This window comes from uncultured Bradyrhizobium sp. (genome assembly GCF_947648125.1).
GTDB lineage: Bacteria > Pseudomonadota > Alphaproteobacteria > Rhizobiales > Xanthobacteraceae > Bradyrhizobium.
In genome coordinates this window covers 496,915-522,959 of the sequence record NZ_CANSMR010000002.1, presented here as the reverse complement: position 1 = coordinate 522,959, position 26,045 = coordinate 496,915, and the positions used below count along the sequence as shown (strand labels likewise).

The following is a 26,045-nucleotide window of genomic DNA, read 5'->3' as shown; positions in this document are numbered from 1 at the left end:
CGCGGGGCGCCGGCGCTCGTCTCTGCGGTGAGTTCGGATCGCTTGGTGGCGTGATCCGTGGTGTGTTTGTCGCCCGTCTCGGCCTGATCCCGCAACGCTCGTGCGCCGCCGGATCGGGCCAACGAGACATCGTTTCGCGCCAGCGGGCAGGGAGAGGGTATGGCGGTTCAGAAGGTGGCAATCGCGATTCACGAAGGGGTGCAGGCGCTGGACGTCGCCGGTCCCGTCGATGTGTTCGCGGAGACCAACGGTTTTGTCGCCGATGGCGACGGCTACGAGACGGTGCTGGTCGGCGCCAGCCGCGAACCGCTGCGCGCATCGAACGGCATGAAGATATCGGCCGACCTCAGTTTCGATGAGGCAAACGAGAAATTCGACATCCTGCTGGTTGCAGGTGGGCCGGCATTGCCCGATGCCGAGCCGGATCCGGCGCTGACGCAGTGGCTGCGCGGCGCGCCCGCGCGCGCCGAGCTCTACGGTTCGATCTGCACCGGCGCTTTCGCGCTCGGCCATGCCGGGCTGCTCGACGGCCACAAAGTGACGACGCATTGGCAGAACGCGCAGCGTCTGGCGGCGTGCTTTCCGGCCGCCGAGGTGATCTTCGACCGGATCTATATTCGCGACGGCAGACTGATGACCTCCGCCGGCGTCACCGCGGGCATCGATCTCGGGCTCGCGCTGGTCGCAGAGCGCCATGGGCCGCAGGTCGCGGTCGCGGTGGCCAAGCGGCTGGTCGTGGTGGCGCAACGCCAGGGCGGGCAGTCGCAGTTCAGCCCCTATCTCACCGCGCCGGTCGACGAGGATTCGCCGATCGCGCGCGCGCAGGCGCATGTCATGCAGCGTGTCGGCGAGCGCCACACCCTGCAATCGCTGGCCGAGGCCGTCGGCATGAGCGTGCGCAATTTCGGCCGCGGCTTCGCGCAGGAGACCGGCATCACACCGCATGAATTCGTCGAACGCGCGCGGGTCGACGCCGCGCGCCGGCTGCTCGAGGGCAGCGATCGGCCGCTCAAGGCGGTTGCGTTCGATAGCGGCTTCGGCTCGGCCGACCGCATGCGCATCGTGTTCACCGAGCGGCTCGGCGTGTCGCCCGCGCAGTACCGGTCGAGTTTTCGCAAATTGTGACGCCGTTCATGAAGCGGAGGCCTGATCGGGGATAGGATCAACCTGTCCGAAATTATTTCCAATCATGCAACTGTTCCGCGAGGCTGCCATGGACGCCCTCACGCTCTTCATCATCCGTCATGCCGAGAAGCCGGGCGAGTCCTGGCCGGGGCCGGGCTTCACCGCGGACGGCGTGTCCGATACCGAGTCGCTGGTGCTCCGCGGCTGGCAGCGCGCCGGCGCGTGGACCGCGTTGTTCGGCACCGATCTCACCGGCGGTGACTATGCCAAGCCCGACGCGATCTACGCCGCGACGCCAGGCACCACGCCCAATCAGCCGCCGTCGAGCCGTCCGGCCGAGACGATCTCGGCGCTCGCTGCGCGCCGCGAGCTGACGCCGAACATAGGCTTCGGCAAGGGTGACGAGCCGGCGCTGATGCAGGCGGTGCTGGCGTTGAAGGGCGTCGTGCTGCTGTGCTGGGAGCACAAGGCGATCATCGCAGACATCCTGCCGCTGATCCCGGTCAGCAAGGGCAAGCCGCCCACCAAATGGGAGAGCAGCCGGTTCGACGTCGTGTTGCGCTTCGAGCGCGCCAAGGGCGACGACAAGTTCGCCTTCAAGGAGCTGTTTCCGAAATTGCTGTCGGGCGATTCCGAGAAGCCGCTGGGTGGCTGAACAGCGTCACGGCTGCGCCGATCAGTCGAGCCCGAGCGCCTTGCGCGACTTCCGCGTCAGCTTGGCTGCGATCAGCGCATGCGCCTGATCGAGATAGGCCTTGAGTTCGGCGTCGGGCAGGGCGTCGTTGCCGATCAATTGCACCCATTTGGCACGTGCCAGATACGGCGCCGGCCGCGCCAGGCCCTGCTCGATCAGAAGCTGATAGGCCATGTTCGAGGTCTTGAACATGAAGCCGCCGGTGGTCTCGATGAAGCCGCCGGCCAGCGCGAACATCTTGCCGCCGACCTTGAACACCGACGTGCCTTCCCATTGCACCACCTTGGTGGCGGCGGGCAGGCGCAGGCAATGAGCTTCGAAGGTTTTGGGACGCATGAATCGGAGGGGCTGGAGGGCTTCAAAGCCATATGCCAGCCGCGCGATCATCGACAAGCCCGGCGTGAGCCGGCAATCCCGGGCCGGTTCCAGCCGCCGCTTCGTCCGCGGGAGCTCACGAAAATGTGGGTTGTCGCCAATCCATCTGTAGATATATCGTAAGATATGTTTTAAGTAAGGAAATGACAATGAGACGATCGATGTTTGGCGGCCGGGACGATGACGGATTCCGGTTTGGGTTCTTCGCCATGGGACGGCATGGCCGGGGTGGCCATCGCTTTGGCCGCGGCGGCCATGGCTTCTTCGGGCGGGGTGGCGGCGGCGACTTTCCGGGATCGCGGCGGCTCTCGTCGCAGGACCTGCAACTCGTGATCCTGGCGCTGCTCGGCGAGCAGCCGGCGCATGGCTATGAGCTGATCAAGAAAATCGAGGAGCGGTCGGACGGCTTCTACAGCCCGAGCCCGGGCGTGATCTATCCGGCGCTGACCTTCCTCGAGGAGATCGGCCATGCCAGCGTCACCCAGGACGCGGCGCGCAAGCTCTACAACATTACCGAGCAGGGCAAGGCGCATCTCGCCGAGAACCGCGCCACCGCAGACACCATTCTCGCAGCACTGTCGCGGATCGGCGGCCGCATGGAGGAGGTGCGCGAAGCCTTCGCCGGCGTCAGCGATCTGGATAGCGGAGCGTCCGACGATGTGCACCGCGCGCGCCATGCGCTGAAGAGCGCGCTGCGCCAGAAGCGCGGCTGCGATGCCGCCGAGGCGCGCCGCATCGCCAAGATCCTCGACCGCGCTGCCGCTGAAATCCTGCAGCAATGACGCAATCGCAAGGGAGATCCTTCATGTACAACGCTGAACCGCACAGCGCGATTGCTGACGCCCGCATTGCCGCCGTCATCGCGCGGCTGCAGGCCACGCGCCGAACGCCGGCCGCCGGCGGTCCTCGCGGCAATCCGACGATGAGCCGCGATCCGAACGACTATGCCGAACAGGGATTCTCGATCCACCCGGAGCAGGGCGAATTGATCTATCTGCTGTGCCGCGGCCTGCGCGCCAAACGCGTCGCCGAGTTCGCGACCTCCGTCGGAATGTCGACGCTCTATTTCGCAGCCGCGATGCGCGACAATGGCGGCGGCACCGTGATCGGCTCGGAGATCGTGCCGGCCAAGGTCCAAGCCGCGAAGCGCAATCTTGCCGAGGCCGGCCTTGCCGACTACGCCGAGATCCGCGAGGGCGATGCGCGCCAGACGCTGCGCGATCTCGGTGGTCCCGTCGACTTCATCCTGATCGACGGCTGGCCGGGCGACAAGGGACCGACGCTGGCGCGCCAGGTGATCGAGATCGTTGCCCCGCAGCTTCGCGTCGGCGGCTATGTCATGAACGACAATGCCGAGGCGGATTTCCTGGAGTTCGTGCGCGATCCCGAAAATGGCTTCGTGTCGATCACGCTGCCGCTCAAGGGCGGGACCGAGCTCTGCCTGAAGGTGGCTTGAGGATCGGTCCGGCACGGCGAAGAAATCCTGCTGGCGTGATTGTGAGCCGCAACGGCATCACGCCACGCTGGATTTTGGCGGCGCTTCTTGCTCTGTTCGAGGAAAATCAGGAGCGAAGCGCCGCATGTCCGAAGTCCCTCCGATCCATCCGCTTGATCGTCCGATCTGGAGTGCGCTGACCACGCGGCAACGAGACCTGGCGGAGGGCGGCGCCGAGGCAAGGCGCTTTCCGGTCGCGATCGCCCCCTTCGCCGACATGGCCGACATGTCGCCCAATAGTTTTGCCGCGCTCGGCGCGCTGCTGTCGGGACCTGACATCGCGGTGCTGTTCACGCCCGATCCTGTCCCTGTGCCGCCGGAGTTCAAGGTGCTGCTGGCCGAGACCGGCGAGCAGATGATCGGCACACCGGCGGAGTTCTCTCTGCCCGGCGTCGAGATCGTCACGCTCGGCGCCGCCGACGTTCCCGCGATGATGGCGTTGACGGAAATGACAAAACCTGGACCGTTCAGCGCGCGGACGCATGAGCTCGGCACCTTTCTCGGCATCCGCGATGGCGGCGAGCTGGTCGCGATGACCGGGGAACGGATGAAGCCGGGGAACCATACCGAGATGACCGCGGTCTGCGTGCATCCGGACCATCGGGGCCGCGGCTATGCGCAGGCGCTGTTGTCGGCGGTCGGCCGCCAGATCGTGGCGCGCGGCGAGATCCCGTTCCTGCACGTCTTCACCAGCAACGTCTCGGCAATTGCGCTCTACCGCCGTCAAGGCATGGAGATCCGCCGCCGTCTGCACATCACGGTGCTGCAGAAGCAGGGTTAGGGTGGGACTGAAGGGGAAGGTCTCTACTCAAATAGATGGGGACGAAACAGTTCAGTTCAAGAATTGTCAGGCGCGCCTCTCACCGCGTATGTCCCGCCTCCCTCAAAGCCTGGGGACGGAGCGGGGAGCACAGCCATGACAGTTGCGACATCAGACGGATTTGCCGACGCGCGGTTTTCGGCGGCGCGCGAGGCGTTCGAGGCTAATTTCGTCGACGGGGAGGAACTCGGCGCATCGTTCTGCGCCACGATCGACGGCGAGACCGTGGTCGATCTGTGGGGCGGTTTTGCCGACGAGGCCGAGCTGCGGCCCTGGACGCGCGACACCATCGTCAACGTCTATTCGATCACCAAGACCATGACCGCGCTGACCGCGTTGTGGCTCGCCGACCGCGGCGAGCTCGACTTCGCGGCACCGGTGGCGCGCTACTGGCCGGAATTCGCAGCCGGCGGCAAGGCCGATATCACCGTGGCGCAGCTGATGAGCCACTCGGCGGGCCTCTCAGGCTGGCATCCAGCGATCAGGGGCGAGGATTTTTATGACTGGGACAAGGCGACGTCGACGCTTGCCGCCCAAGTGCCGCTCTGGGAGCCGGGCACCGCGTCGGGCTATCACGTCTACAGCTTCGGTTTCCTGATCGGAGAAGTCGTTCGTCGCATTACCGGTAAGACGCTCGGCACGGTGTTTCGCGAGGAGATCGCGGCTCCCTTGAATGCGGATTTCTGGATAGGCCTGCCCGCATCGGAAGACCATCGCGTCGCCGATGTGGTGCCATTCCTGCCGTCAGCGGCCGCGACCGATATCGAGATGACGACGATTCAGAGGATCACCTTCAGCGACACCCGTACCGACGTGCCTTCGACCCGCACGCGCGCCTGGCGCGGCGCCGAGATCCCGGCGGTGAACGGTCATGGCAACGCGCGATCGATCGCCGCCATCCAGACCGTCCTCGCGACCGGCGGCATCGCGAAAGGAAAGCGGATCATGTCGGAGGCCGGTTGCCGCAAGGCGCTGGAGGTACAGATCGACGGCCCGGACCTCGTGATGCGCGGCATCTCCGTCCGCTTCGGCCTCGGTTTCGGTCTGCCGAGCCCGATCCTCAGCCTGGTGCCGCCCAACCCCAACACGCTGTTCTGGTCGGGCGGCGGCGGCTCGTTCGTGCTGGTCGATACCGATGCGCGGATGACGTTCGCCTATGCGATGAACCGGATGCAGCGAGGCCTCGTCGGCGACGCGCGCTCGTTCCGGATCATCCGCGCGATGTGGCGGGCTCTCGGCATGACGCCCTGAGCGGCGTTGTGCTCGCTCAGGCCAGCCTGTTGCCGGCGAGACGCACCGTGTGCTTGTCGCAGCTGGGATCGATCGCGACGGCATTGGTCGCGATCCGGCCGTGTGCGGCGACGTTGTTGCTGATCTCGACGTTTCTGGCGCGGCCGACGAAGATCGCGCTGGCGGGCTTGATGTGGAAGAAGTCGCCGGCTCCGAACGCGCCGCCGCGCAGGAATGTCTGGCCGATCACGTTGCCGGCGATTTTGGCGCCGTCGGCATTACTGACGAAGATCGCGTAGATGTAGGAATCGTCGATGTGATTGCCTTCGATGATGACGCGCCGGTTCTGGAAATTGTCCTGAAATCCCTTGGCCCCTTCCGGCGGCACCATGCCGACATAGATGGTGCCGAGCGTGCCGCTGCCGCTGGTCAGCTCATTGGCGCCGTTGACGCAGTGGCTGAAGCGGTTGTTGCGGAACACGAGGTTCTCGGCAAATCCCGACTCCGACCAGAAGCCGATGTCGCTGCCTGCCTGCAGCGCGACCCCGGTCGAGAACGTGAACTGGCAGTTCTCGACGATGGCGTTCGGCGCCTTCATCAGCACGCGGCCGCAAGCGTGGAAATTGCAGCGCAGCACGGTGGCGCCGGATCCGACGTGCGTCAGCGAGCTGATGGCATCGCCGATCTTGAGCGGCAGGTCCTGCTGCAGGACCACGTCGTAGATCAGGTCCGGCTGGGTGGTCGGGCTCCGGTTCTTCCAGAGCTGGGCGATCTTCGCCTTCAGCTCCGGCGCATGGCGCTTGGTCAATTGCGCGACCTTGCCGCGTCCGAGGGAGCGAAACGTCGCATGGTCGCAGCTCTCGACATCGTCGCCGGCCGCAAGCCCGACGTCCCATTTCGGGCTGAGCAGAAACCGCCGCGCCGCGGTCTTCGCCACGACATAGTAGTAGAAGCCGTGCACGTTGATGGCGTCGTCGGAGGTGTTGGCGAAACTGCAGTCCTCCATGGTCGGCCCGCGCGCGACCGCGGTGAAGTGCGAGCCGTCGGAGTTGGTCGAGATCAGGCGGTCGGTCGTCGCGCCCTTCGGCCGGGGTCCCGGAACGACCGAGACTTTCTGCAGCATCATCGAGCCTTCGCCGCTGTTCTCGATGATGCCCATGCCCGGCGAAGCCAGCAGCTTCAGGTCGATCAGGCTGGTGGCGACGCTGGAGTCCACGGCGATGGCCTGCGCGCCGCTATTTGCAATGGTGACGACGTCACCGACCGTGATCGGCAGCTGGCTCGGGAAGCGATCGTTCGCGCTCCATCGCAGATGCACCTTGATCTGGCCGTCGCCGAGGCGCGTGGCATGGGCCGGGGAGAGGAAATCCCTGGCGCCGGTCTTCAGCGCGCGGTTGCGGCGGTCCATCACCTTGAAGAAGCCATCCGTAAAGGTGGCCAGCAGTGCGGCATCATCGGGATAGCCGGGGTCGATCTTCACCGTGATGTCGACCGCTTGCTTGTCGAATGCGGTGATCGTTCCCTGGGTGAAGGGCAGCGGATCGTAGTCGATGGTGAGATCGCGGATGGTGAGGCGGTTGCAGCCCGAGATCGCGAAAGTCCCGCTACGTGCCGTGTTGATCAGCTGTGCGCCATTGCCGTTGAGCTCGAAGCCGTGCAATTGCCGGAACGCGAGCGGCCGCTTGATCCGGTAGCTGGCGTTCTTCTCCAGATTGAGGACGATGTGAACCGGTCCCGCCTTGCTCGCATCAGCCGCTGCCTTGGCGATGGCGGCCAGCGCCTTGGCAAAGGCCACGTCGGCGTCGCCGCCGGAGGTGGCCGTGAAGGTGGCCATGTCAATTGTGGCCGCGCCGGCAACGGTCGTCGGTTCGGCACGGCTTTCGCTGCCGAGCAACGGGCTCGCTGCGGCAAACGAGGCAAGCATGAGCGCTCGCCGGCGGCTGATCGGCATGGGCACACGAGTCCCTCTGGAACCGCAGTTGATTGCGCACATTGTCTGCCGGCCGAGATGAACCGCAGCAAAATGACGAGGAGTTGGCGTGAGGGCTCTCGACCTCGTGATGAAGATCGCCGCCGGGCGATCACAAATATATTGGTTGCCGCTCGTGAAAAGACCCGGGCGCGCGGTGGTCCGCGCGTCCGGGTCCGTTGTTGTGTGACGCAGGTCAGTGCATCGTCGCTTCCGACGCCGCGATCCAGGCGATCACGGTCTCGGAGAAGCCGTCGACCCGCGTCCACGGGCCGTGTCCGACACCGTGCTGGTAGGACGCCACGTTGACCATGTACCCGCGTCCCTTGGGCGCGGGCACCTGGTCATGGCTCTGCTCGTCGGTGAAGACGATCAGGCGATCGCCCTTGCGGTCAATCTCCATCACCGCCTTGCCGAGATACGTCCCGCCATGCGGCTGCGAGCCGATGATCGCATCGCGCAGCGCGAAGCCGCGGCGCGGCGGCAACTTCACGACCTCATTGCTGAACGTGAAGATCTCCACCTCGTCGCAGACCTCGCGGGCGAGGATCGCAAGTCCGCAGGCCGCTTCCGCCCGCGTCATCTCGGACTGGGCCGAGAGCGGAGTGAACATCGATCCCGACACGTCGATCAGGAGCCGCGTGCGGCCGACCAGCCGCGCGTAGTCCTTGACCGACTTCAGCATCGCGGCCTCGAGCTCGGGCTCGAAGTCCGGCGCATAACGCGCCGCCGTGATGAAGCGGTAGGGCAGGATACGATCAGTCCGCATCGCTTCAATCGCGTCCGCAATGGTCCGGCGCGGCACCTCCGCCTTCTGCATCAGGCGCAGATTGCGCAGCAGCGCCAGCCCGCCGAGCCTGTTCTCGGCGATCAGCCGCTCGAAGGTCTCACGCTTGTCCTTGCCGGACGAGAGCGAAACCTCCCAGGTGTCGGGCGAGGCCAGCTCGCCGTCGACGAGCTGCTTCCACACGGTCTCCTGCGCGGCGCCCTTCGGCTTGGCGTGAACCAGGAACAGCACGTCCTTGATCCGCACCGCGCCGTCGCGATCGTACTTCGCGAGCTGGTAGGCGTCGAACCTGGTGAGCGCCCGCGCCAGCCCCTTCTTGATCTGCGCCGAGACCGGCTGACGCTTGCGCTGCTGCTGCGGGCCGAGCGCATCCGCCCAGTAGATCGCAAGCAGCTCGGTCATTTCGTCGGGGCGCTGGATCACGCGGGCGAGCGTATCGGCGACGAGGCCGCGATGCGTCGCATGCCGCGCCATCTCGCGGACCACGAGCAACGGCGCATGCCGGAGCTTCATGGTCTCGCGCGCAGCGATGGCAAGTTCGGCCGTCCGCTCCGGATCGACCGTCGGCACCAATGCCTTGATGCGATCGGCGATCGCCACCCCGTCCTCGTAGAACTGGTTCTCCCACAGGAGGCAGTTCAGCAGCGCACGCCGCAGCTCCATCTCGGGCGTGAAGCGCTGTCCGCGCGCGCCCTCACGGGTGAAGGCGCGCATGATCTTGTTGATCGTGGCCATGATGGCCTCCTTTCTGGGTGAGTTTGGATTTGAAAGCGCTGCCGGGGAACAAGCGAGCCTGCACTGCCCATGCGGGCTTCGCATGCTCTATCCACTGAGCTACGGACGAAGATCGTCCGGAGGGATTCGAACCCTCGACCCTGCGATCACGAAGTAACAGCGCTCTTCACCACCGGCTGTCGGCGCGGTCCTCGCGACAAACACGACGCGTTTGCGCGGGGATCATGCCGGCGATTGAAGACCACGACCCGGGAACAGGCGATTGCTGAGACCCCGGCAAGCCAAGGCCCGCCGGGTAGCGCTCTATCCGCTGAGCTACCGGTGCACATGACACCGGGCGGGATTCGAACCCGCGACCTCTCGTGTGGGAAACGATGTAACAGCGATCTTCACCACGGGGCGTGGAGAGGGTTGGCGGGGAACAAGCGATGCTGTTGCTGCCCTTGCGGGCGAACCGCCTTTCGGCGTGCGGGCCTCGAACCCGCTCGGCACCGAAGTGCCTTACCGCGAAGTAACAGACATCTTCACCACCGCCAGACCGGCGCATCGACGCCGGCCATTGATAGGTACGCTGGGGAACGGGCGATATCGGTGTCAGTGACGACAACGCAGCGCCTCGCCTTGCGGGCGAGAAACTGCGCCGGGCCGCGTGCGGACCTTTGCCAGGCCGCATCCCGGTGCGTGTGTCAAAGGCGGGATTCGAACCCGCTCTTTCCAGTTGAGCGAAGTATCCGACATCTTCACCACCAGCGTCGGTTGAGCCGCAGCGATGCGGCCAACCGTTTTCAAAAATTTCGTCGCGGCGCTGTCGACGCGCCGCCGTTGCGAACTCCTTGGAGCTCGCTCTGCCATCGGTGTCCGGCTCATCGCCTTGTTCCCTCCGGCAGGCCCCGCGCGCTTGGGCACGCGCGTCTCCGCGCGAGCCCCGGGATCCGGGTCTCCCGTTCCGGCTTTGCGCCGGGCAGTTCAGATGAGCCGTGCTTCGGACAACAAAAAACCCTCCGGAGCGGCTGGCTCGGGAGGGTCCGTTTAAGGCGGACTGTCGACCTCGCATTATGCGAGATCGCTCCCATGAGCCGGGCACACGCTATCGTTCGGCCGAAGGCCGTTCGACAGTCTGCGGAATTTTTCAAATCCGTATTGCATCATCGTGCTCATGTTTGATCGCGAGCGACAGCGCTCGCGAAGGTTGCGGGACATACGCCTCGTCTTGGTCGATGTCAACAAGGGAAATGATCGCGCCGAGAGAACTTCAGCGCTGCTTGCGCGCTCTCGTCTTGCGCGCCGGCGCGCCGCCTTGCGCGGCGATCCGCGTCAACGCATCCGCGAATGCACGCGCCGCGGGGCCGAGCGGTTCGTCGAGCCGGTGCGCCAGATAGGCCTCCATCGCGAGCGCCGCGTTGCGGCCGAGTGCGCCGGTTTCGACCCGCACCAGTCGGCGATCGCGGAGATCGCGCGCGACCTGCCAGAGCGGCAGTCGGCCCCAGCCGAGCCCGGCCAGGATCATGGCGTGCTTGGTGTCCTGATTGCTCACCCGGCAAATCTGCGGCGAGAGCACGCCGAAGCTGCGGCCCTCCGACAGCGGCGTCGGATCCGACAGCACGATCTGCAGATGATCGGCGAGGTCGGCGACGCTCTTGCGGCCGCGGCGCGCGAGCGGATGGCCCGCGGAGGCCACGGCGATGATCTGTACGGCGCAGATCGCATCGAGCGCGAGGCGGGGATCGCGAAAATCCTCGCCGACCGTGACGGCGAGGGCACTGCGCCGTTCGGTCAGGGCGGCGATCGGCCCGCCCATCGGTTCGACCGCGAGCCGCACGCTCACGGACGGATAGGCTGAGCGCATTTCCGTCAGCGCTGCACCGACCGCGGCGATCGGAAACAGCGTGTCGACCACCAGCGAGAGTTCCGATTCCACTCCTTCGCCGAGGCCGTGCGCGCGCGCCCGCATGGCATCGACACGGAGCAGCAGGTCGCGCGAGTTGCCGAGCAGTGCCTTGCCTTCGGCCGTCAGCGCCGGGCGATGGCCGGAGCGGTCGAACAGCACGAGACCGAGTTCGGCCTCGAGGTTGGCGATGGCATGGCTGACCGCGGACTGCACCCGCGCCAGTTTCGTCGCGGCGGCGCGAAAGCTGCCGCTCTCGGCGATGGTGACGAAGACCCGGATCTGGTCGAGCGTGAGGTTATCGAGCATGATCTATGAAATCGATCAAATGGATGCAAAACATATCACTCCTGTCGATGATCGGGAACCGCTATCTGTGGTGGCCGAACTGGCGGAGTGGACGCATGACGATCGAGACGGCCGTGGTGCAGCAGAGCGAGGCAAGGCGATGGACGACGGTCGCCGTCGTGACCGGTTGCGGGATCGGCGCCGCCCTCCAGGTCGGCAAGGTGCCGATTGCCGCGGCGATGCTGCAACAAAACCTCGGCATCGACCTCGCTGCGGTCGGAACGATTGCCGGCATCTTTGCGGTGCTGGGGCTTGTCGGCAGCGTTCCGGCGGGCGTCGTGATCGCCGCGGTCGGCGCGCGCAGGGTGCTGCTGTGCGGGCTTGCGGCCATTACGCTCGGCGCGGCGTCGGGCGCGCTGGCGCCGCAGCTTGCGGTGCTGCTGGGATCGCGCCTGCTGGAAGGGCTTGGCTTCCTGCTGGTGATGGTGGCATCGCCCGTCCTGCTGGATCGTGTCGTCGATGTCAGCGCGCGCGACGTCACCATGGCGGTGTGGAGTTGCGTGATGCCGTTCGGGATCGCGCTGGCTCTGGTCGCTGGGCCGATGTTCGACGGCTGGCGCGCGATCTGGTGGGCCAGTGCAGCTTTTGCCGCCTTGCTGTTCGTCCTTGCCAGCGTCATCGTGCCTGAGGTGGCATCGCGGACCGGCCCGGCGCGCGCCGGCCTGATGCACGAGGCCACCGCGCTGGCGCGGCGCCGCACGCCGGCGCTTCTGATGGTGCTGTTTGGGCTCTACAGCCTGATGTTCTTTGCGGTGTTCAGCTTCCTGCCGATCCTTTTGACCGAGCGGCTCGGCGTCTCCAGCCAGAGCGCCGGCGGACTCAGTGCGCTGGCGGCGGCCGCCAACGTCGTCGGCAATCTCGCAGCCGGAAATCTGCTCGCGCGCGGTGTGAGCCGGACTGGGTTGATTGCAGTTGCGGCAGTCGTGATGGGCGCATCCGCGCTCGGTATTTTCCTGCCGGTGCTCGGCGGCAGGGGCGCATTCATTCTGTGCCTGCTGTTCTCCGCGACGGGTGGCCTGATCCCCGCGACGTTGCTGGCGAGCGCACCCGCGGCGGCGCGTTCGGCGACGATGGTGCCGGTCATGATGGGCCTCCTGATGACGGGCAGCAATTTCGGCCAGGTAACCGCACCGATCGCAGTCGGCGCGGTCGTTTCGGCGTGGGGCTGGAGCGCGGCCTGCGTCATGGTGGTTGGCGCTGCGATCCTTGCCGGTCTTGCGGCATGGATGCTGGCGCGCGGCGATCACGACGGCGTCAGCGAGGCGAGGGGCCCGGCTTGACGCCGCGCGTGCCGGGGGCGAAGGAGTGAAGGTCTCTCACGCCAACGACAACAGGAAAGTTTCATGACACGCGTGCGCTGTATCACCGAAATGGGCATGGGCGTCGACGTCCACGGCCGCGATGCCACCAAGGCCGCCAAGCGTGCGGTTTCGGATGCGATCCGCCATTCCAGCCTCGGCTTCTTCCGCATGCTCGGCAAGACCGCCAACGACATGTTCGTCGACGTCACGATCGCCGTGCCGAATCCCGAAGCGGTCGATACCGAAGCCGTCGCCAGGGAACTGCCCTATGGCACCAAGACCGTGAAGGCGATCGCAGGCGGGCTCGAGATTCCATCCGATGTGGGTAACGACCCGATCCTGATTGCGAATGCCGCTGTCATCGTCAGCTTCGACGACGGCAAATAATCGAGGGAGCTGTAGGCGGCGCATGCCAGCGTTATTCGTCGCCCTTGAAGTAGTCGGGCTTACCGGTCGTCCAGGTCTCGCCCCAATGCTGGCCGCCGCCGTCGACGGTCAGCGTCTCGCCGGTGATGAATTTTCCGGAGGGCGCGGCGAGGTAGACGGCGGCCTCGGCGATGTCCCAGGGCGTGCCCGGACGCATCATCGGGTTGGAACGTGGATAGGCGGCGCGCGCCGCCTCGCTGTAGACGTTCCAGCCCTCGGACTCGATCGCGCCCGGCGCGATGCAATTGATGCGGATGTTCAGCGGCGCCCATTCGACCGCGAGCGCGCGCGACAGGCCGATCACGCCGGAGCGTGCCGCGATCGTGTGCGCGATGCCGTAGAGGCCGTGCGTCGTGACCACGACGATATTGACGATGCTGCCGGGATGATTGCGGTCGCGCCAGCGCTGCGCCGCGGCCTGCATCATGTACCAGGTGCCGTTGAGGTTGGTGTTGATGACCGCGTTCCAGCCCTTGATCGAGAAATCGATCGCGGCTTGCGGGAATTGGCCGCCGGCGCTGTTGACGAGATGATCGATACGGCCATGCGCGGCCCACAGCGCGTCGAACATCGCATTGACCGCGTCGGGATCCCTGATGTCGGCGACATGCGCCGACGCCTTCAAGCCCCGACGGCCGAGATGATCGACGAGCGCATCGAGCTTGTCGGCACTGCGTCCGGCGATCGCGACATGCGCCCCGAGCCGGGCAAACAGCCATGCGATCGCGCGGCCGATGCCGCCGGCGCCGCCGGATACGACCACCACCTGACCCGCCAACGCATCCGCCGCGAACACGGTCGGATGTGTTGCGAGTTCGTCGTCGGAGGGGCCGAGCGTTGTCTCTGTCTGTTGATCGTTCATGGCCGGTTGCAGACCTTGCGGCTTTCAATGAGCTCCGTACATTAGCCAGCCAACAACAACCGTGCAAAGAATGTCGACATGACCGATCTGTCAGCCTTTCCCATCACAAAGCGCTGGCCCGCCCAGCATCCGGACCGCCTGCAGCTCTATTCGCTGCCGACGCCGAACGGCGTGAAGGTCTCGATCATGCTCGAGGAGATCGGGCTGCCCTACGAGGTTCATCTCGTCGACTTCAACAAGGACGACCAGAAGACGGCGGAGTTCCTGTCGCTGAACCCGAACGGCAAGATCCCGGCGATCCTCGATCCCAACGGTCCGGGCGGCAAGCCGCTGCCGCTGTTCGAGTCCGGCGCGATCCTGCAATATCTCGCCGAGAAGACCGGCAAGCTGTTGCCGGCGGATGCCGCGCGCCGCTACCAGGCGATCCAGTGGGTGCATTTCCAGATGGGCGGCATCGGACCGATGTTCGGCCAGGTCGGTTTCTTCCACAAATTCGCCGGCAAGGATTATGAGGACAAGCGGCCGCTTGAGCGCTATGTCGCCGAGTCCGCGCGCCTGCTCGGCGTGATGGAAACGCATCTTGCCGGGCGGCAGTGGTTCATGGACGATGAATACAGTATCGCCGACATCTCGATGCTCGGCTGGGTGCGCAACCTGATCGGCTTCTACGGTGCGCGCGAGCTCGTCGAGTTCGACCAGTTCAAGGACGTTGCGGCCTGGTTAGAGCGCGGTCTCAAGCGGCCGGCGGTGGAGCGCGGGTTGAATATTCCGAAGCGCCCCTAACTCGCCTGCTTCAGCAGCTCATAGACGGCGGGATTGTCGGCGCAGGCACTGAGGCCGCATTCGAGCAGGGTGGAGAGCACGTTCAGCGCCGTCAGCCCGACCACCAGCCACACTGCACCTTGTGCGAATTTGCCGGGCGAGGTGCCCGGCGCCGCGCGGTGGTCGAACTGGCGGTCGAACAGCAGCATGGCGGCGAGCAGGACGATCGCCGCGATGAAGCCGATCAGCGCCCACGTATAATAATGATAGCCGAGCAGCGCTGACCCATAGCCGGCATCGCCGGGGAGGATGTGCAGCAGGACCTGCCGGGTCGACACCGAGGCGCCAAGGACAGCCGTCAGCAACGACAGGGCATAATGGCTCGGCCGCGGTCCGAAGCGGATGTTCAGGATTGGTCCGATCGCCAGCAGCGCGAAAAGGATGCGCTGCAGCAAACACAGCGGGCAGGGCAGCTCGTGCAGCACGAGCTGCGCCGCAAAGGCTGCGGCCAGCAACAGCGCAAGGCCATAGAGCGCGAGGGCATTGAGGGTCACTGCCTGCGTGTCGGTCATGGCTTGTCTCAGAACGACAGCGTGAGACGATCGGTGGCGTGGTGCAGGAAGGTCGCGATGCAAGCGACCAGGATCACCGCGAACAGTCCGACCGCGACCGGACGCGGGCCTCGCCAAGCCACCAGCATAGCAATGGTGATGGCGAGAAACAGTGCGGTGAATTCCATCTCAGCCTCCGGATGCGAGCCGGCTGTAGTCTATGACAGATTCGTGTGCGCTCGCGGCGGGCGCGAATGGCCATTGTCGCTTGCGCGCGGCTCCGCCAAGATGGCACCACTCGTTGTGTCAAATCCTAGCTCGGGGCACCTCATGACCACAGACGCGATCAAGCCCGCCGCCCATCACAGGCATCAGCCCTGGTACAAAATCCTCTACATCCAGGTGTTGATCGCGATCGCCGCCGGCGTCTTGATCGGTTATTTCTATCCCGGCCTCGGCAAGCAGTTGAAGCCGCTCGGCGACGGCTTCATCGCGCTGATCAAGATGATGATCGCGCCGGTGATCTTCTGCACCGTGGTGCACGGCATCTCCTCGATGGGCGACCTCAAGCGCGTCGGCCGGGTCGGGCTGAAGGCGCTGATCTATTTCGAGGCGGTGTCGACGGTCGCGCTCGCGGTCGGCTTGCTGATCGGCGAGCTGCTGCAACCCGGTCGTGGCTTCAACATCGACCCCGCCACGATCGATCCGAAATCGGTCTCCACTTACGTGACGCAGGCGAAGGAGCAGGGCATCGTCGCGCATTTGATGGCGATCATTCCCGACAGCTTCTTCGGTGCGCTGGCGCGCGGCGACCTGCTGCAGGTGCTGCTGATCTCGATCCTCTCGGGATTTGCCATTGCCCTGATGGGCAAGCCCGGCGAGCCGATCGCCGAGGCGATCGACAAGGCGTCCAAGATGTTCTTCGGCATCATCCGGATGATCGTCCGCGTCGCGCCGCTCGGCGCGTTCGGCGCGATGGCCTTCACGGTCGGTGCCTACGGCCTCGGCTCGCTGGTGAACCTGGCGGCACTGATCGCGACCTTCTATCTCACCAGCATCCTGTTCGTGCTGATCGTGCTGGGCGCGATCGCGCGGCTGGCGGGCTTTTCGATCATCCGCTTCATCGCCTATATCAAGGACGAGCTCCTGATCGTGCTCGGCACCTCGTCGTCGGAGACGGTGCTGCCGCAGATGATCCAGAAGATGGAGCATCTCGGAGCCTCGCGCTCGGTGGTCGGCCTCGTGGTGCCGACCGGCTACAGCTTCAATCTCGACGGCACCAACATCTACATGACATTGGCGACGCTGTTCCTGGCGCAGGCCACCAACACCCATCTGACGATCTGGCAGGAACTCGGCATCCTCGGCATCGCCATGATCACCTCGAAGGGCGCCTCCGGTGTCACCGGCGCCGGCTTCATCACGCTCGCCGCGACGCTGTCGATCGTGCCCGACATTCCGATCCAGTCGATCGCCATCCTGGTCGGCATCGACAAGTTCATGAGCGAGTGCCGCGCGCTCACCAACCTGATCGGCAACGGCGTCGCCTGCGTCGTGATCAGCCTCTCCGAGGGCGAGCTCGACAAGGACGCGCTGCATGAGACGATGGCGCATCCGCTCGAACTCGGCGAAGCGCTGGAGCCGGGCGGCTCCGGCTAAAGCAAGATGAAGTTATGGGGCCGTCGCAGCAGGGCGCTGTCAAAATATCGAAAACAACCCCATGCAAAGTAGCCGGCGGCGGCCGAGGTTCGACCAAGCAGCTTGACACGTCGGGCAACTCAGGTGTATTTTTCTAATATTCAGAAATTGCCCTCAAATGTCCCCTCGCGCCGCGCCATCGATCATCCGTTGCGCGGCAGGCTTACCTCTGCGAGTTAGTACATCTACCAGGAACGCTCAACCATGCTCACCGTCTATGGCGAAGGTCGTGGCTTCCGCGTTGTTTGGCTGCTCGAGGAATTGGGATTGGCTTATCGGCTGCGCCCGGTCGATCTGCTCGCAGTCGAGAATGATCGCGATTTCCTCGCGATCAACCCCGCTGGCTTCATTCCCGTACTGCACGACGGCGAGACGATCATGGTCGAATCGATCGCGATTCTTGAGTATCTGCTCGCTGGCCACGGCTCAGGTTCGCTTGCCGTCACCCCGGACGATCCCGCCTTCGCTTCCTATCTGCAATTTCTCCACTTGGGCGAGGCCGGGCTCGCCGGGCCGATGAACGCCGTCATTGTCGGTCGCCAACTGGCGCCCGAAGCCGAGCGAGATGCCCGGGTTACCTGCTGGGCTCTCGAGACCTTCGAGAGCCGGCTGGGGTTGGTTATCCGCCGCCTCGCGGACTGCCCTTATCTCGCCGGCGACCGATTCACTGCTGCCGATATCTCGGTGAGCTACGCCCTCCTGCTCGGCACGCGAACCGGCAACTACGTCCCCGGTCCTACCGAGCGGGACTATCTCGCCCGCACGACGGCGCGCCCTGCCTACGTCCGAGCGATGGAAAGCTGCCAGGCCACCAAGGCTTGGGCGGCGAGATCACCGGGGTTGTAGCGCTCGCTTCATCGGGGCGGCCAAGCAACGGGGGTAGTACTGCGCAAGCCGTGTACCCATTGAGCGGCCGGCGCCTGATGTCCGCTTAACCGCAACAGCGGCGGAAAAGCGGACATCTCCCGAGATCGCCGAAGGGTCAGAAGCCGACATTCCTCAAGCTCGACACTATAGACGGTGAAGACGTCGCCACCGGCCGGGGCTGTAACCCTCGCTCTTGGAAAACACGCGCGTGAAATGGCTTTGGTCGACGAAGCCGCATTGAAGGGCAATTTCGGCGAGCTCGCAGCGCGGGTCCTTCAAGAGTTCTTTGGCGCGCTCGACGCGCATTTTGGTCAACCATCGGCTGGGTGGAACGCCCGTCGACTGTTTAAACGCCCGCGCAAAGTAGCTGCTCGACAGCCCGCACTCATGCGCGATCTCCGCGATCGAAGGGTCGTGGACCAGATTGACATTGATGAGGTCGCGCGCGCGTTTCAGTTGCCACGCCGCAAGCCCGCCGCGGGCGTTCCGTCCCCCGATCGGGACACTGCCATAAGCGCGCACGATGTGAGCGAAAAAAGCCAACGCGATGCAGTCGGCAAACATCGCGGTGCCCCCACCCGGTTGCTCCATTGCGCCGGCGAGCGCTTGCGCCAGGCCGTACATGACCGCATCGCGGGCGCCGAAATTCGGTGCGTAGAGCCCTTTCACACGGGAGATCCCTGCTTCGTTGGCCATCTCGTCAAGCGCGACCTGCGTGATGCCAAAGCGGATCGAATCGAAGGACGTATCAAGACTGACGACCGGACCGTCGCCGAGGTCAACGAGCTGCGCGTCGCCGAGACGCCAATCCGGCACCTCCCTTCGCCGCCCCGCCGTCCATAAGTTCGAGAAGAACGGCACCGATAACGGGACGTGGAACGCAAAAGCTTCTTGCGGTGAGGCGGCCAGCGAACGGCCACGCATCGGATGATTGCTCCGCATGCGCGAAAACACGACGCGTACTTTCGAGGAGTTGCGCGCCAGAAGGGTCGCTGGTCGTTCTATCCGGAAGCGTCGGGAAAGGTCGTCCTCGATTGCATCCGCAGCCATCATTGCCTCCATTACAGTTGCAAAGTGACGAACGTTCTCGCGGCCTCAGCGCGAGCATCACCGTCCCGGCAGGAACAGGATAATCTGTCGGCCGTCATAAAAACAGCAGCAAATCGTCACCGGTGCCATCGATCGCCGGGTTTTTTTCGACTGATTTTTTCAATGCGGTCAAATCCGTACAATTTTGCGGGCGCCGCCGGACATATTGTGCAGGCGAAGGGCGAGACGCGAATGAGCAACGCAAAGCAGACATTGCTTGTCGATAAATCAACACCGGGCCATTGGCGCGTCACGCTGGATAACCCGCCGATCAACGTGATCGACGACAGCATGTATGATGCGTTCTACGACCTCGTCGGAGAGATCGAGGTCGATGCGGCGCTCAAGGTCGTGACGTTCGAAAGCGCGAATCCCGATTTTTTCATCGCACATTACGGCACGGCGGGGCCGCGCAGCCGCTTCGGCGCGCCCCCCTGGATTGACGCCGCGACGCGGCTGGCAAGAAGCGGCGTGCTGAGCATCGCTGTGATACGAGGAAGGGTTCGCGGCGGCGGAAGTGAATTCACCCTTGCGTGCGATATCCGCTTCGCCAGCCGCGAGAAGGCGATTTTCGGGCAGCCGGAGGTCGGCACTGGATTGATACCGGGAGGCGGAGCGCTCGAACGGCTGCCGCCCCTTGTCGGCCGGTCCCGCGCCCTCGAGATAGTCATGGGCGCGAACGATTTCGACGCCGATATCGCCGAACGCTACGGCTGGATCAATCGCGCCGTACCCGACGCCGAACTCGACGCCTTCGTCGCCGATTTCGTCCACCGTGTGCTCTCGTTCGATCGGCAGGCGTTGCAGGCTGCGAAGTCGATCGTCAACCAGGCCGGCTTGCCAGATCCGGTCGCGCTGATGGCAACGCAGGATATCTTCTTCCAAACCTTCGCATGGGATGGCGCGAAGGAACGATTGCCGAAGCTGTGCGAGCGGGGAATCGGACAGCCCGGCGATTTCGAGCTGAACCTCGGACGTCACATCGGAAACCTTTAGGCCGAGCTCATGGACAATCAACTCCTCATCAACTCTCCGGACGGATCGTTCCACGCTTACATCGCGCGGCCCGCAAGCCAACCGGCGCCTGCTGTGGTCGTGCTCCAGGAGTTGTTTGGCGTCAACGCCGACGTCAGGGCGACCTGCGATGAGCTGGCGTCACAGGGGTTCATCGCAGTTGCGCCGGATCTGTTCTGGCGACAGGAGCCTGGCGTCGATCTCGACGTGAGATCGGAAGCCGACTGGCAACACGGCCTGCGGCTCTACAGTGGGTATGATCGCGACGCCGGGGTACGCGACGTCGCGCAAACCATCCGCGCTGCGGCCAACCTGCCCGAGTCCACCGGGAAGGTCGCCCTGCAAGGCTACTGCCTCGGTGCGCTGATGGCGTTCATCACGGCCGCCCGCCATGAGGTCTCCGCCGCCGTTGCCTACCATGGCGGCGACACGGAAAAATACCTCGGCGAGGTCGGCGGCTTGCGTGCTCCCTTGCTGATGCACCTCGGCGAAGAAGACGAGTTCATCTCGAAGCCGGCGCAGGCGCAGATCAAGGCCGCACTATCGAGGAAGCCGAACGCAACCGTTTACAGCTATCCGGGCCAGCGTCACGCGTTCTCCCGACACAACGGGACTCACTACAACGCAACAGCGGCCGTGCTGGCGAACGGTCGAACACGCGAATTTCTCAATCAGCATCTGCGGTGACGCAACAGACCAGGAGATTGCAATGGCCAAACCAAGCATCGTCTTCGCTCACGGAATCTGGGCCGACGGCTCTTGCTTCCAGAAGTTGATCCCAGCCCTGCGGGCCGAAGGCCACGACGTGATGGCTGCACAGTATGGCCTCGACACGCTCAAGGGCGATGTGGACGCGACGATCCGCACGCTCGGGCGGGTAAAGGGGCCGATCGTCCTTGTCGGCCATTCGTATGGTGGCACCGTCATCACGCACGCCGGCATGGACAAGCGTGTTGCCGCGCTGGTCTACATCGCGGCGCTCGGACCTGACGAGACCGAGACTTCGCAGGGCCAGCAGGACCAGTTTCCAAAAACGGACGTCTTCAGCCACATCGAAGTTGCGGATGGGCGCGTCTGGGTGAAACCGGAAGGCGTGTCCTGCTTCGCCGGCGACCTGTCCGCCGAGGAGCAGGGCATCGTCTATGCGACGCACTTTGCGCCGGCGCTCGATCTCTTCACGCAGAAGTTCGACGGCGTCGCCTGGCGCTCGAAGCCGAGCTGGTCGATCGTGGCGACGGAGGACCGCACCGTCAACCCCGAGCTGGAGCGCTTCGCCGCGAAGCGCATGGGTGCGAAGACCGTCGAGCTCAAATCGAGCCATGTCCCGATGCTGTCCCAGCCGAAAGCCGTGCTTGAGGTGATCCGCGAAGCCGCGAAAGCGGTGATGTGACATCTTGTGGTCGAGGTTACTCCGCCCGGGAGGTCGTCATGGGTTACGATCCTTCAAGCACCGCGATCCTGCTGGTAGACCCGTACAACGATTTTCTGGCCGAGGGCGGCAAGCTCTGGCCGCGCGTCAAGGTGATCGCGGAGGACGTCAAGCTGCTCGACCACTTGCGCGAAGTGGTCGCCGCGGCGCGCGCGCGTGGACTGAAAATCGTCTTCGTGCCGCATCACCGCTGGACACCGGGCGATTATGTGTCCTTTGACAATCCGTCGCCGTACCAGCTTGGCTCGGCCAAGGCGCAGGTGTTTGCCAAGGACAGTTGGGGCGGCACTTTCCACGACGACTTCCAGCCGCAACCGGGCGATGTCGTGGTCGGCGAACACTGGGGATCGAGCGGATTCGCAAATACCGATCTCGATCTTCAGCTCAAGCAGCATGGCATCAGACGCGTGATCCTAATCGGCATGATCGCCAACACCTGTATCGAAGCGACCGGCCGCTTCGGCATGGAGCTCGGCTATCACGTCACGTTGGTCAAGGACGCCACCGCGGCCTTCAGCCCCGAGGCGATGCACGCCGCCCACGCCATCAACGGGCCGACCTACGCCCACGCCATCGTCACGACAGAAGAATTGCTTGCACAGCTTTCTGCCTGATGACAGGTGCGGCAAGTTCAGGACTTCCGCATTGGGGCATCAGGCCGATGCTGCCAAACAAGCCGCCCGGCGCGCCACCGGTGAATGATCGTCGCGTCCTCCGAGCGGCATCAATCCGGGACGCCGGCCGCCCTGAGGGTTTCACGATAGGTCGCGGACATCGCTTCCACGGGGAAGGGGATTCGCGACAGGAATCCGGAAATCGAAAACTCCGGGTCGACCTTGAGCAGTTCGCGCGCCATCTGGGTCGCGCGCTCGGTCTCGCCGGTCTTCACCAGCGCCACGATCAAGACGCGCAGGGCGACCGCGAAGCGGCGGTTCTGTGCCAGCGCCTTGTCGGCCCATATCACCGCTTCGGCAAAATTCTCGTCGAGCACCGCGCAGATCGCCAGCGCCGCGGAGGCGAACCAGCCACGGGGGTCGCGCGGGTTCAGCCTCTGCGCGCGCTCGATCATGGCGCGGCCGGCCTGCTGGTTGCCGCGCATCGCCTCGATCCAGCCGCAGAGGACGAGCGCCATCGCCGAGTTCGGATTGATCGCAAGCGACCGCTCGAACAAGTCGCGCGCGGGCTCGATCTCGTCGGCCATGTTCCAGATCGCGAATGCCGCCATCCACAGCACCTGCGGGTCACCAGGCGTGAGCTCGACCGCGCGCCAGGCCTGCGTGACCGCACGGTCCCGGTAGGCGTCGTTCGGCTTCAGCCAACCCTGGACATTGCGCATCGCATGGCAATAGGCCGACGCCGCCAGCGCCGGCGCGTAGGCCGGGTCGAGCGCCAGCGCCTGGTCGAGGCAATCGAGCGCGGCTTCCATGCTCTCGGGCGTGAACTCGTACCTCAGACTGTAGGCGCGCAGTAGCAGGTCGTAGGCGTCGAGCCTGTCCGGTGGCGCCGTCCGCACCCGCTCGGCTTCCGCGACCAGCAGGGTCGGCTCGATCGCGCCGACCACGTTCTCGGTGATGCGGTCCTGCAGGTCGAACACGTCGGTCGCCGCGCCGTCGAAGCGGTCGGCCCACAGATGCGCGCCTGAGACGGCGTCGATCAACTGTCCGGTGATGCGCAGGCGGTCGCCGCCGCGGCGGACGCTGCCTTCGAGCACGTAGCCGACGCCGAGATCGCGCCCGACCTGGCGGATATCGACCGCCTTGCCCTTGTAGGTGAAGGCGGAGTTGCGCGCGATCACGGTGAGGCGGCTGCAACGCGCCAGCGCGGTGGTGATGTCCTCGGCGATCCCGTCGGCGAAATAATCCTGCTCGGGGTCGCCGCTCATATTGGTGAAGGGCAGCACCGCGATCGACGGACCCTCGCTCGGCCGCGGCGAGGCGGCCTTGTCCGCAACCGGATGATCGCCCGCGCTGTGCTCCCTGACATCGCCGACAAAGCGGAGGCCTTTGCGGGGCAGGGTGCGGATCAGCCGCTGCTCCTCGCCATTGTCGCCGATCGCGGTCCGTGCCGCATTGACCCGGCTGCTCAGCGTCGCTTCCGAGACGATCCGCCCGTGCCAGACCGCCGCCAGCACCTCGTCGCGGCTGACCACGCGGTCACGGGCGCGGATCAGGAACTCGAGCAGGTCGAAGACCTGCGGCTCGACGGCCACCAAGGCGTCGCCGCGGCGCAGCTCCCGGCGCCCGGAATCGAGGGTCAAGTCGTTGAAATGGTAGGTCAAATCGAAGAGTCCGGCGGCCGGCGGCTGAATGCGGGGCGGAACCTAGCACAGGCAGCGTGGGGCCAAAATCACGACGGTCTGAAGGACAAATCCACGTCCTCTGAAAGCGGGCGGGGTCGGTCTCTGCAATATTCAATCCCGACACCAGACTTAAGGAGATCGCCATGTCCCAATCCATCAATCAGCATCGCCGCCGCTTCCTTGGCATCGCCGGCGGAATCCTCGCCGTTTCCAGGCTCGGCTTCATCGGATCGGCCCAGGCTCAGACCAAGGCGGCGCTGCCGGCGGTCAAGGCCGGTAGCCACACCACGATCGGTCCGGTCAAGCAGATCAATGCCGGCGTGCTCGATACCGGTTATGTCGAGATGGGCCCGGCGTCGGGTCCTGCGGTGATCCTGCTGCACGGCTGGCCCTACGATATCCACAGCTATGCCGACGTCGCGCCGGCGCTGGCCGAGGCCGGCTACCGGGTGATCGTGCCGCATCTGCGCGGCTACGGCACCACGCGCTTCCTCGCGAGCGACACGATGCGCAGCGGCCAGCCGGTCGCGGTCGCCGCCGACATCATTGCGCTGATGGACGCGTTGAAGATCGAGAAGGCGGTGCTCGGCGGCTACGATTGGGGTGCACGCACCGCCAACATCATGGCAGCGCTCTGGCCCGAGCGCTGCAAGGCCATGGTGTCGGTCAGCGGCTATCTGATCGGCAGCCAGGCGGCCGGCAAGATGCCGCTGCCGCCGAAGGCCGAGCTGCAATGGTGGTACCAGTTCTATTTCGCGACCGAGCGTGGCCGCGAGGGCTATGCCAAGAACCGGCACGATTTTAACAAGCTGATCTGGCAGCTCGCCTCGCCGCAGTGGAAGTTCGACGACGCCACCTATGACCGCAGCGCCGTTGCCTTCGAGAATCCTGATCATGTCGATATCGTGATCCACAACTATCGCTGGCGGCTTGGTCTCGCCGAAGGCGAGGCGAAGTACGATGCCTTCGAGAAGACGCTGGCCCAGGCGCCGGTCATCGCGATCCCGACCATCACGATGGAGGGCGATGCCAACGGCGCGCCGCATCCGGAGGCCGCGGCCTATGCCAAGAAGTTCTCCGGGCATTACGAGCATCGCCAGCTACCCGGCGGCATCGGTCACAATCTGCCGCAGGAAGCGCCGCAGGCCTTCGTCCAGGCCATCATCGACGTCAGCAAGGCCTGAGCGAGCGCGGACTAGGGATCATGAAGCAAGTTGTGAAATGGGCAGCTGCCGCGATCGCGGCAGCCTGCATCAGTGCGTCATTGCCGTTTGCAGTCGGGCACGCCGATGACGCGGCGCCGGCATCGCCGATCTTCGGCGTGAAAATTCCCGACGGCTATCGCGACTGGAAGCTGATCGCGGTCGGCGAGGAGACCGGGCTCGACGAACTGCGCAGCGTGCTCGGCAACGCCACCGCCGTGAAGGCCTATCAGGACGGCGCCGCGCGTTTCCCCGACGGCACCGTGCTGGTCAAGCTCGCCTGGAAGCGCAAGCCGGTCGTGGGCCTCAACGGCGCCTTCATCACCGGACCGGCGACGACCGTCCAGGTCATGGTCAAGGACTCCACCAAATATGCTTCGACCGGCGGCTGGGGCTTTGGCCGCTTCATCGACGGCAAGCCGGTCGATGCCGCCCAGCACGAGACGTGTTTCGCCTGCCACGAGGCCCATGCCAGCGATCACGATTTCGTCTTCACGCGTTATGCGCATTGAGTGCCATCGAGATCGGTTGTGGAGACCGGCGCGGTCCGATCTGGCGCAGTGATGGCTGCGGGGCTAGTTTCCCCGCAGCAATCGCATGCGGGGAACGGCTTTGACCATCACCATCTACGGCATCAAGAACTGCGACACCATGAAGAAGGCGCGCGCCTGGCTCGACGATCACGGCGTCGGCTACGACTTCCACGACTACAAGACCGCCGGGATCGCCAAGGACAAGCTCAAGCAGTGGAGCGACGAGGTCGGCTGGGAGACGCTGCTCAACCGCGCCGGCACGACCTTCAAGAAGCTGCCCGATGCCGACAAGGAAGGGTTGAACGAGCGCAAGGCGTTGGCGCTGATGGCCGAGCAGCCCTCGATGATCAAGCGCCCGGTGCTCGATCTCGGGCCGAAGCGCGTCGTCGGCTTCAAGCCGGATATCTACGCCAAGGAAGTGCCGGCCAAGGCACGCAAGAAGGGCTGACGCGTTCCGCGCGAACCTCGGTTCGCGGATTTGAATCCCGGGGGGCAATCGCAACGCTTCCAACCGGGCTCCCCGGCGCTTACGGGCAGAAGCGGACGTCA

At 65.0% G+C, this 26,045-nt stretch carries 27 protein-coding genes; 18 read left to right on the top strand and 9 right to left on the bottom strand.

Features of this window, described 5'->3' with window-relative positions; translation table 11 throughout:
• The first annotated feature begins 159 nt into the window (after nt 1-159).
• Nucleotides 160-1,125 carry a GlxA family transcriptional regulator gene (locus Q0030_RS06120; protein WP_298364028.1) on the top strand — a complete coding sequence of 322 codons (966 nt, stop codon included), beginning with the start codon at nt 160-162 and terminating at the stop codon, nt 1,123-1,125.
• A gap of 88 nt (nt 1,126-1,213) precedes the next feature.
• Nucleotides 1,214-1,780, top strand: coding sequence for a histidine phosphatase family protein (locus tag Q0030_RS06115; protein ID WP_298364026.1), 567 nt, complete (start codon nt 1,214-1,216; stop codon nt 1,778-1,780).
• Between the two features lie 21 nt (nt 1,781-1,801).
• Here the strand turns inward: Q0030_RS06115 and Q0030_RS06110 are convergent, their stop codons facing one another.
• Nucleotides 1,802-2,155, bottom strand: coding sequence for an MmcQ/YjbR family DNA-binding protein (locus tag Q0030_RS06110; protein WP_298364025.1), 354 nt, complete (start codon nt 2,153-2,155; stop codon nt 1,802-1,804).
• Between the two features lie 200 nt (nt 2,156-2,355).
• Here Q0030_RS06110 and Q0030_RS06105 point away from each other — a divergent pair, with 200 nt between their 5' ends.
• From Q0030_RS06105 to Q0030_RS06090, 4 genes are all read left to right on the top strand, one after another.
• Entirely contained in the window at nt 2,356-2,976 is a 621-nt protein-coding gene (locus tag Q0030_RS06105) for a PadR family transcriptional regulator (protein WP_298364598.1), read from the top strand.
• Between the two features lie 23 nt (nt 2,977-2,999).
• Complete coding sequence (locus Q0030_RS06100) at nt 3,000-3,650, top strand: class I SAM-dependent methyltransferase (protein WP_298364023.1); 651 nt, start codon at nt 3,000-3,002, stop codon at nt 3,648-3,650.
• Between the two features lie 124 nt (nt 3,651-3,774).
• Nucleotides 3,775-4,470: a GNAT family N-acetyltransferase gene (locus Q0030_RS06095; RefSeq protein WP_298364017.1), complete on the top strand. Its 696-nt coding sequence runs from the start codon at nt 3,775-3,777 to the stop codon at nt 4,468-4,470.
• A gap of 135 nt (nt 4,471-4,605) precedes the next feature.
• Nucleotides 4,606-5,760 carry a serine hydrolase domain-containing protein gene (locus Q0030_RS06090; RefSeq protein WP_298364016.1) on the top strand — a complete coding sequence of 385 codons (1,155 nt, stop codon included), beginning with the start codon at nt 4,606-4,608 and terminating at the stop codon, nt 5,758-5,760.
• 16 nt (nt 5,761-5,776) lie between these two features.
• On the opposite strand, the gene Q0030_RS06085 is transcribed toward Q0030_RS06090, so the two are convergent.
• The 3 genes from Q0030_RS06085 to Q0030_RS06075 all read right to left on the bottom strand — a co-directional run bounded on the left by Q0030_RS06085 (nt 5,777) and on the right by Q0030_RS06075 (nt 11,424).
• Nucleotides 5,777-7,663, bottom strand: a complete 1,887-nt coding sequence (locus Q0030_RS06085; protein WP_298364014.1) for a right-handed parallel beta-helix repeat-containing protein — start codon at nt 7,661-7,663, stop codon at nt 5,777-5,779.
• A gap of 241 nt (nt 7,664-7,904) precedes the next feature.
• Entirely contained in the window at nt 7,905-9,230 is a 1,326-nt protein-coding gene (locus Q0030_RS06080; protein ID WP_298364011.1) for a TROVE domain-containing protein, read from the bottom strand.
• A gap of 1,252 nt (nt 9,231-10,482) precedes the next feature.
• On the bottom strand, nt 10,483-11,424 hold the full coding sequence (locus Q0030_RS06075) for a LysR family transcriptional regulator (protein WP_298364005.1): 942 nt from the start codon (nt 11,422-11,424) through the stop codon (nt 10,483-10,485).
• A 95-nt stretch (nt 11,425-11,519) separates the two neighbouring features.
• Here Q0030_RS06075 and Q0030_RS06070 point away from each other — a divergent pair, with 95 nt between their 5' ends.
• On the top strand, nt 11,520-12,743 hold the full coding sequence (locus Q0030_RS06070) for an MFS transporter (RefSeq protein ID WP_298364003.1): 1,224 nt from the start codon (nt 11,520-11,522) through the stop codon (nt 12,741-12,743).
• Nucleotides 12,744-12,806: 63 nt separating this feature from the next.
• Complete coding sequence (locus Q0030_RS06065; RefSeq protein WP_298364001.1) at nt 12,807-13,151, top strand: Lin0512 family protein; 345 nt, start codon at nt 12,807-12,809, stop codon at nt 13,149-13,151.
• Nucleotides 13,152-13,182: 31 nt separating this feature from the next.
• Here Q0030_RS06065 and Q0030_RS06060 read toward each other — a convergent pair whose 3' ends face one another.
• The gene (locus Q0030_RS06060; protein ID WP_298363995.1) at nt 13,183-14,052 is read right to left on the bottom strand and encodes an SDR family oxidoreductase; all 870 of its coding nucleotides are present in this window, start codon (nt 14,050-14,052) and stop codon (nt 13,183-13,185) included.
• A gap of 78 nt (nt 14,053-14,130) precedes the next feature.
• Between Q0030_RS06060 and Q0030_RS06055 the strand changes: the two genes are divergently transcribed.
• Nucleotides 14,131-14,835 carry a glutathione S-transferase N-terminal domain-containing protein gene (locus Q0030_RS06055; protein ID WP_298363991.1) on the top strand — a complete coding sequence of 235 codons (705 nt, stop codon included), beginning with the start codon at nt 14,131-14,133 and terminating at the stop codon, nt 14,833-14,835.
• On the opposite strand, the gene Q0030_RS06050 is transcribed toward Q0030_RS06055, so the two are convergent.
• Together Q0030_RS06050 and Q0030_RS06045 are read right to left on the bottom strand one after the other, a co-directional pair.
• Nucleotides 14,832-15,386: a disulfide bond formation protein B gene (locus tag Q0030_RS06050; protein ID WP_298363987.1), complete on the bottom strand. Its 555-nt coding sequence runs from the start codon at nt 15,384-15,386 to the stop codon at nt 14,832-14,834. The genes Q0030_RS06055 and Q0030_RS06050 overlap by 4 nt on opposite strands.
• Nucleotides 15,387-15,394: 8 nt before the next feature.
• Nucleotides 15,395-15,553 (bottom strand): DUF5993 family protein, encoded by a 159-nt coding sequence (locus Q0030_RS06045; protein WP_298363985.1) that lies wholly within the window; start codon nt 15,551-15,553, stop codon nt 15,395-15,397.
• A 142-nt stretch (nt 15,554-15,695) separates the two neighbouring features.
• On the opposite strand from Q0030_RS06045, the gene Q0030_RS06040 reads away from it, so the two are divergent.
• On the top strand, nt 15,696-17,024 hold the full coding sequence (locus Q0030_RS06040) for a dicarboxylate/amino acid:cation symporter (protein ID WP_298363982.1): 1,329 nt from the start codon (nt 15,696-15,698) through the stop codon (nt 17,022-17,024).
• Nucleotides 17,025-17,267: 243 nt separating this feature from the next.
• Complete coding sequence (locus Q0030_RS06035) at nt 17,268-17,909, top strand: glutathione S-transferase family protein (protein WP_298363978.1); 642 nt, start codon at nt 17,268-17,270, stop codon at nt 17,907-17,909.
• Between the two features lie 165 nt (nt 17,910-18,074).
• On the opposite strand, the gene Q0030_RS06030 is transcribed toward Q0030_RS06035, so the two are convergent.
• Entirely contained in the window at nt 18,075-18,980 is a 906-nt protein-coding gene (locus Q0030_RS06030) for an AraC family transcriptional regulator (protein WP_298363976.1), read from the bottom strand.
• A 231-nt stretch (nt 18,981-19,211) separates the two neighbouring features.
• Between Q0030_RS06030 and Q0030_RS06025 the strand changes: the two genes are divergently transcribed.
• The 4 genes from Q0030_RS06025 to Q0030_RS06010 are packed head-to-tail and all read left to right on the top strand — an operon-like array spanning nt 19,212 to nt 22,076.
• On the top strand, nt 19,212-20,015 hold the full coding sequence (locus Q0030_RS06025; RefSeq protein ID WP_298363974.1) for an enoyl-CoA hydratase/isomerase family protein: 804 nt from the start codon (nt 19,212-19,214) through the stop codon (nt 20,013-20,015).
• 9 nt (nt 20,016-20,024) lie between these two features.
• Nucleotides 20,025-20,720, top strand: a complete 696-nt coding sequence (locus Q0030_RS06020) for a dienelactone hydrolase family protein (protein WP_298363972.1) — start codon at nt 20,025-20,027, stop codon at nt 20,718-20,720.
• A 22-nt stretch (nt 20,721-20,742) separates the two neighbouring features.
• Nucleotides 20,743-21,423: an alpha/beta hydrolase gene (locus Q0030_RS06015; protein WP_298363962.1), complete on the top strand. Its 681-nt coding sequence runs from the start codon at nt 20,743-20,745 to the stop codon at nt 21,421-21,423.
• Nucleotides 21,424-21,461: 38 nt separating this feature from the next.
• Nucleotides 21,462-22,076 carry an isochorismatase family cysteine hydrolase gene (locus Q0030_RS06010; protein WP_298363959.1) on the top strand — a complete coding sequence of 205 codons (615 nt, stop codon included), beginning with the start codon at nt 21,462-21,464 and terminating at the stop codon, nt 22,074-22,076.
• 110 nt (nt 22,077-22,186) lie between these two features.
• Here Q0030_RS06010 and Q0030_RS06005 read toward each other — a convergent pair whose 3' ends face one another.
• Complete coding sequence (locus tag Q0030_RS06005) at nt 22,187-23,740, bottom strand: winged helix-turn-helix domain-containing tetratricopeptide repeat protein (protein ID WP_298363956.1); 1,554 nt, start codon at nt 23,738-23,740, stop codon at nt 22,187-22,189.
• A gap of 164 nt (nt 23,741-23,904) precedes the next feature.
• Here Q0030_RS06005 and Q0030_RS06000 point away from each other — a divergent pair, with 164 nt between their 5' ends.
• The 3 genes from Q0030_RS06000 to Q0030_RS05990 all read left to right on the top strand — a co-directional run bounded on the left by Q0030_RS06000 (nt 23,905) and on the right by Q0030_RS05990 (nt 25,944).
• The gene (locus tag Q0030_RS06000; protein WP_298363953.1) at nt 23,905-24,945 is read left to right on the top strand and encodes an alpha/beta hydrolase; all 1,041 of its coding nucleotides are present in this window, start codon (nt 23,905-23,907) and stop codon (nt 24,943-24,945) included.
• 20 nt (nt 24,946-24,965) lie between these two features.
• Nucleotides 24,966-25,475: a cytochrome P460 family protein gene (locus tag Q0030_RS05995; protein WP_298363950.1), complete on the top strand. Its 510-nt coding sequence runs from the start codon at nt 24,966-24,968 to the stop codon at nt 25,473-25,475.
• A 100-nt stretch (nt 25,476-25,575) separates the two neighbouring features.
• Entirely contained in the window at nt 25,576-25,944 is a 369-nt protein-coding gene (locus tag Q0030_RS05990; RefSeq protein ID WP_212317818.1) for an ArsC family reductase, read from the top strand.
• The last annotated feature ends 101 nt before the right edge of the window (nt 25,945-26,045 follow it).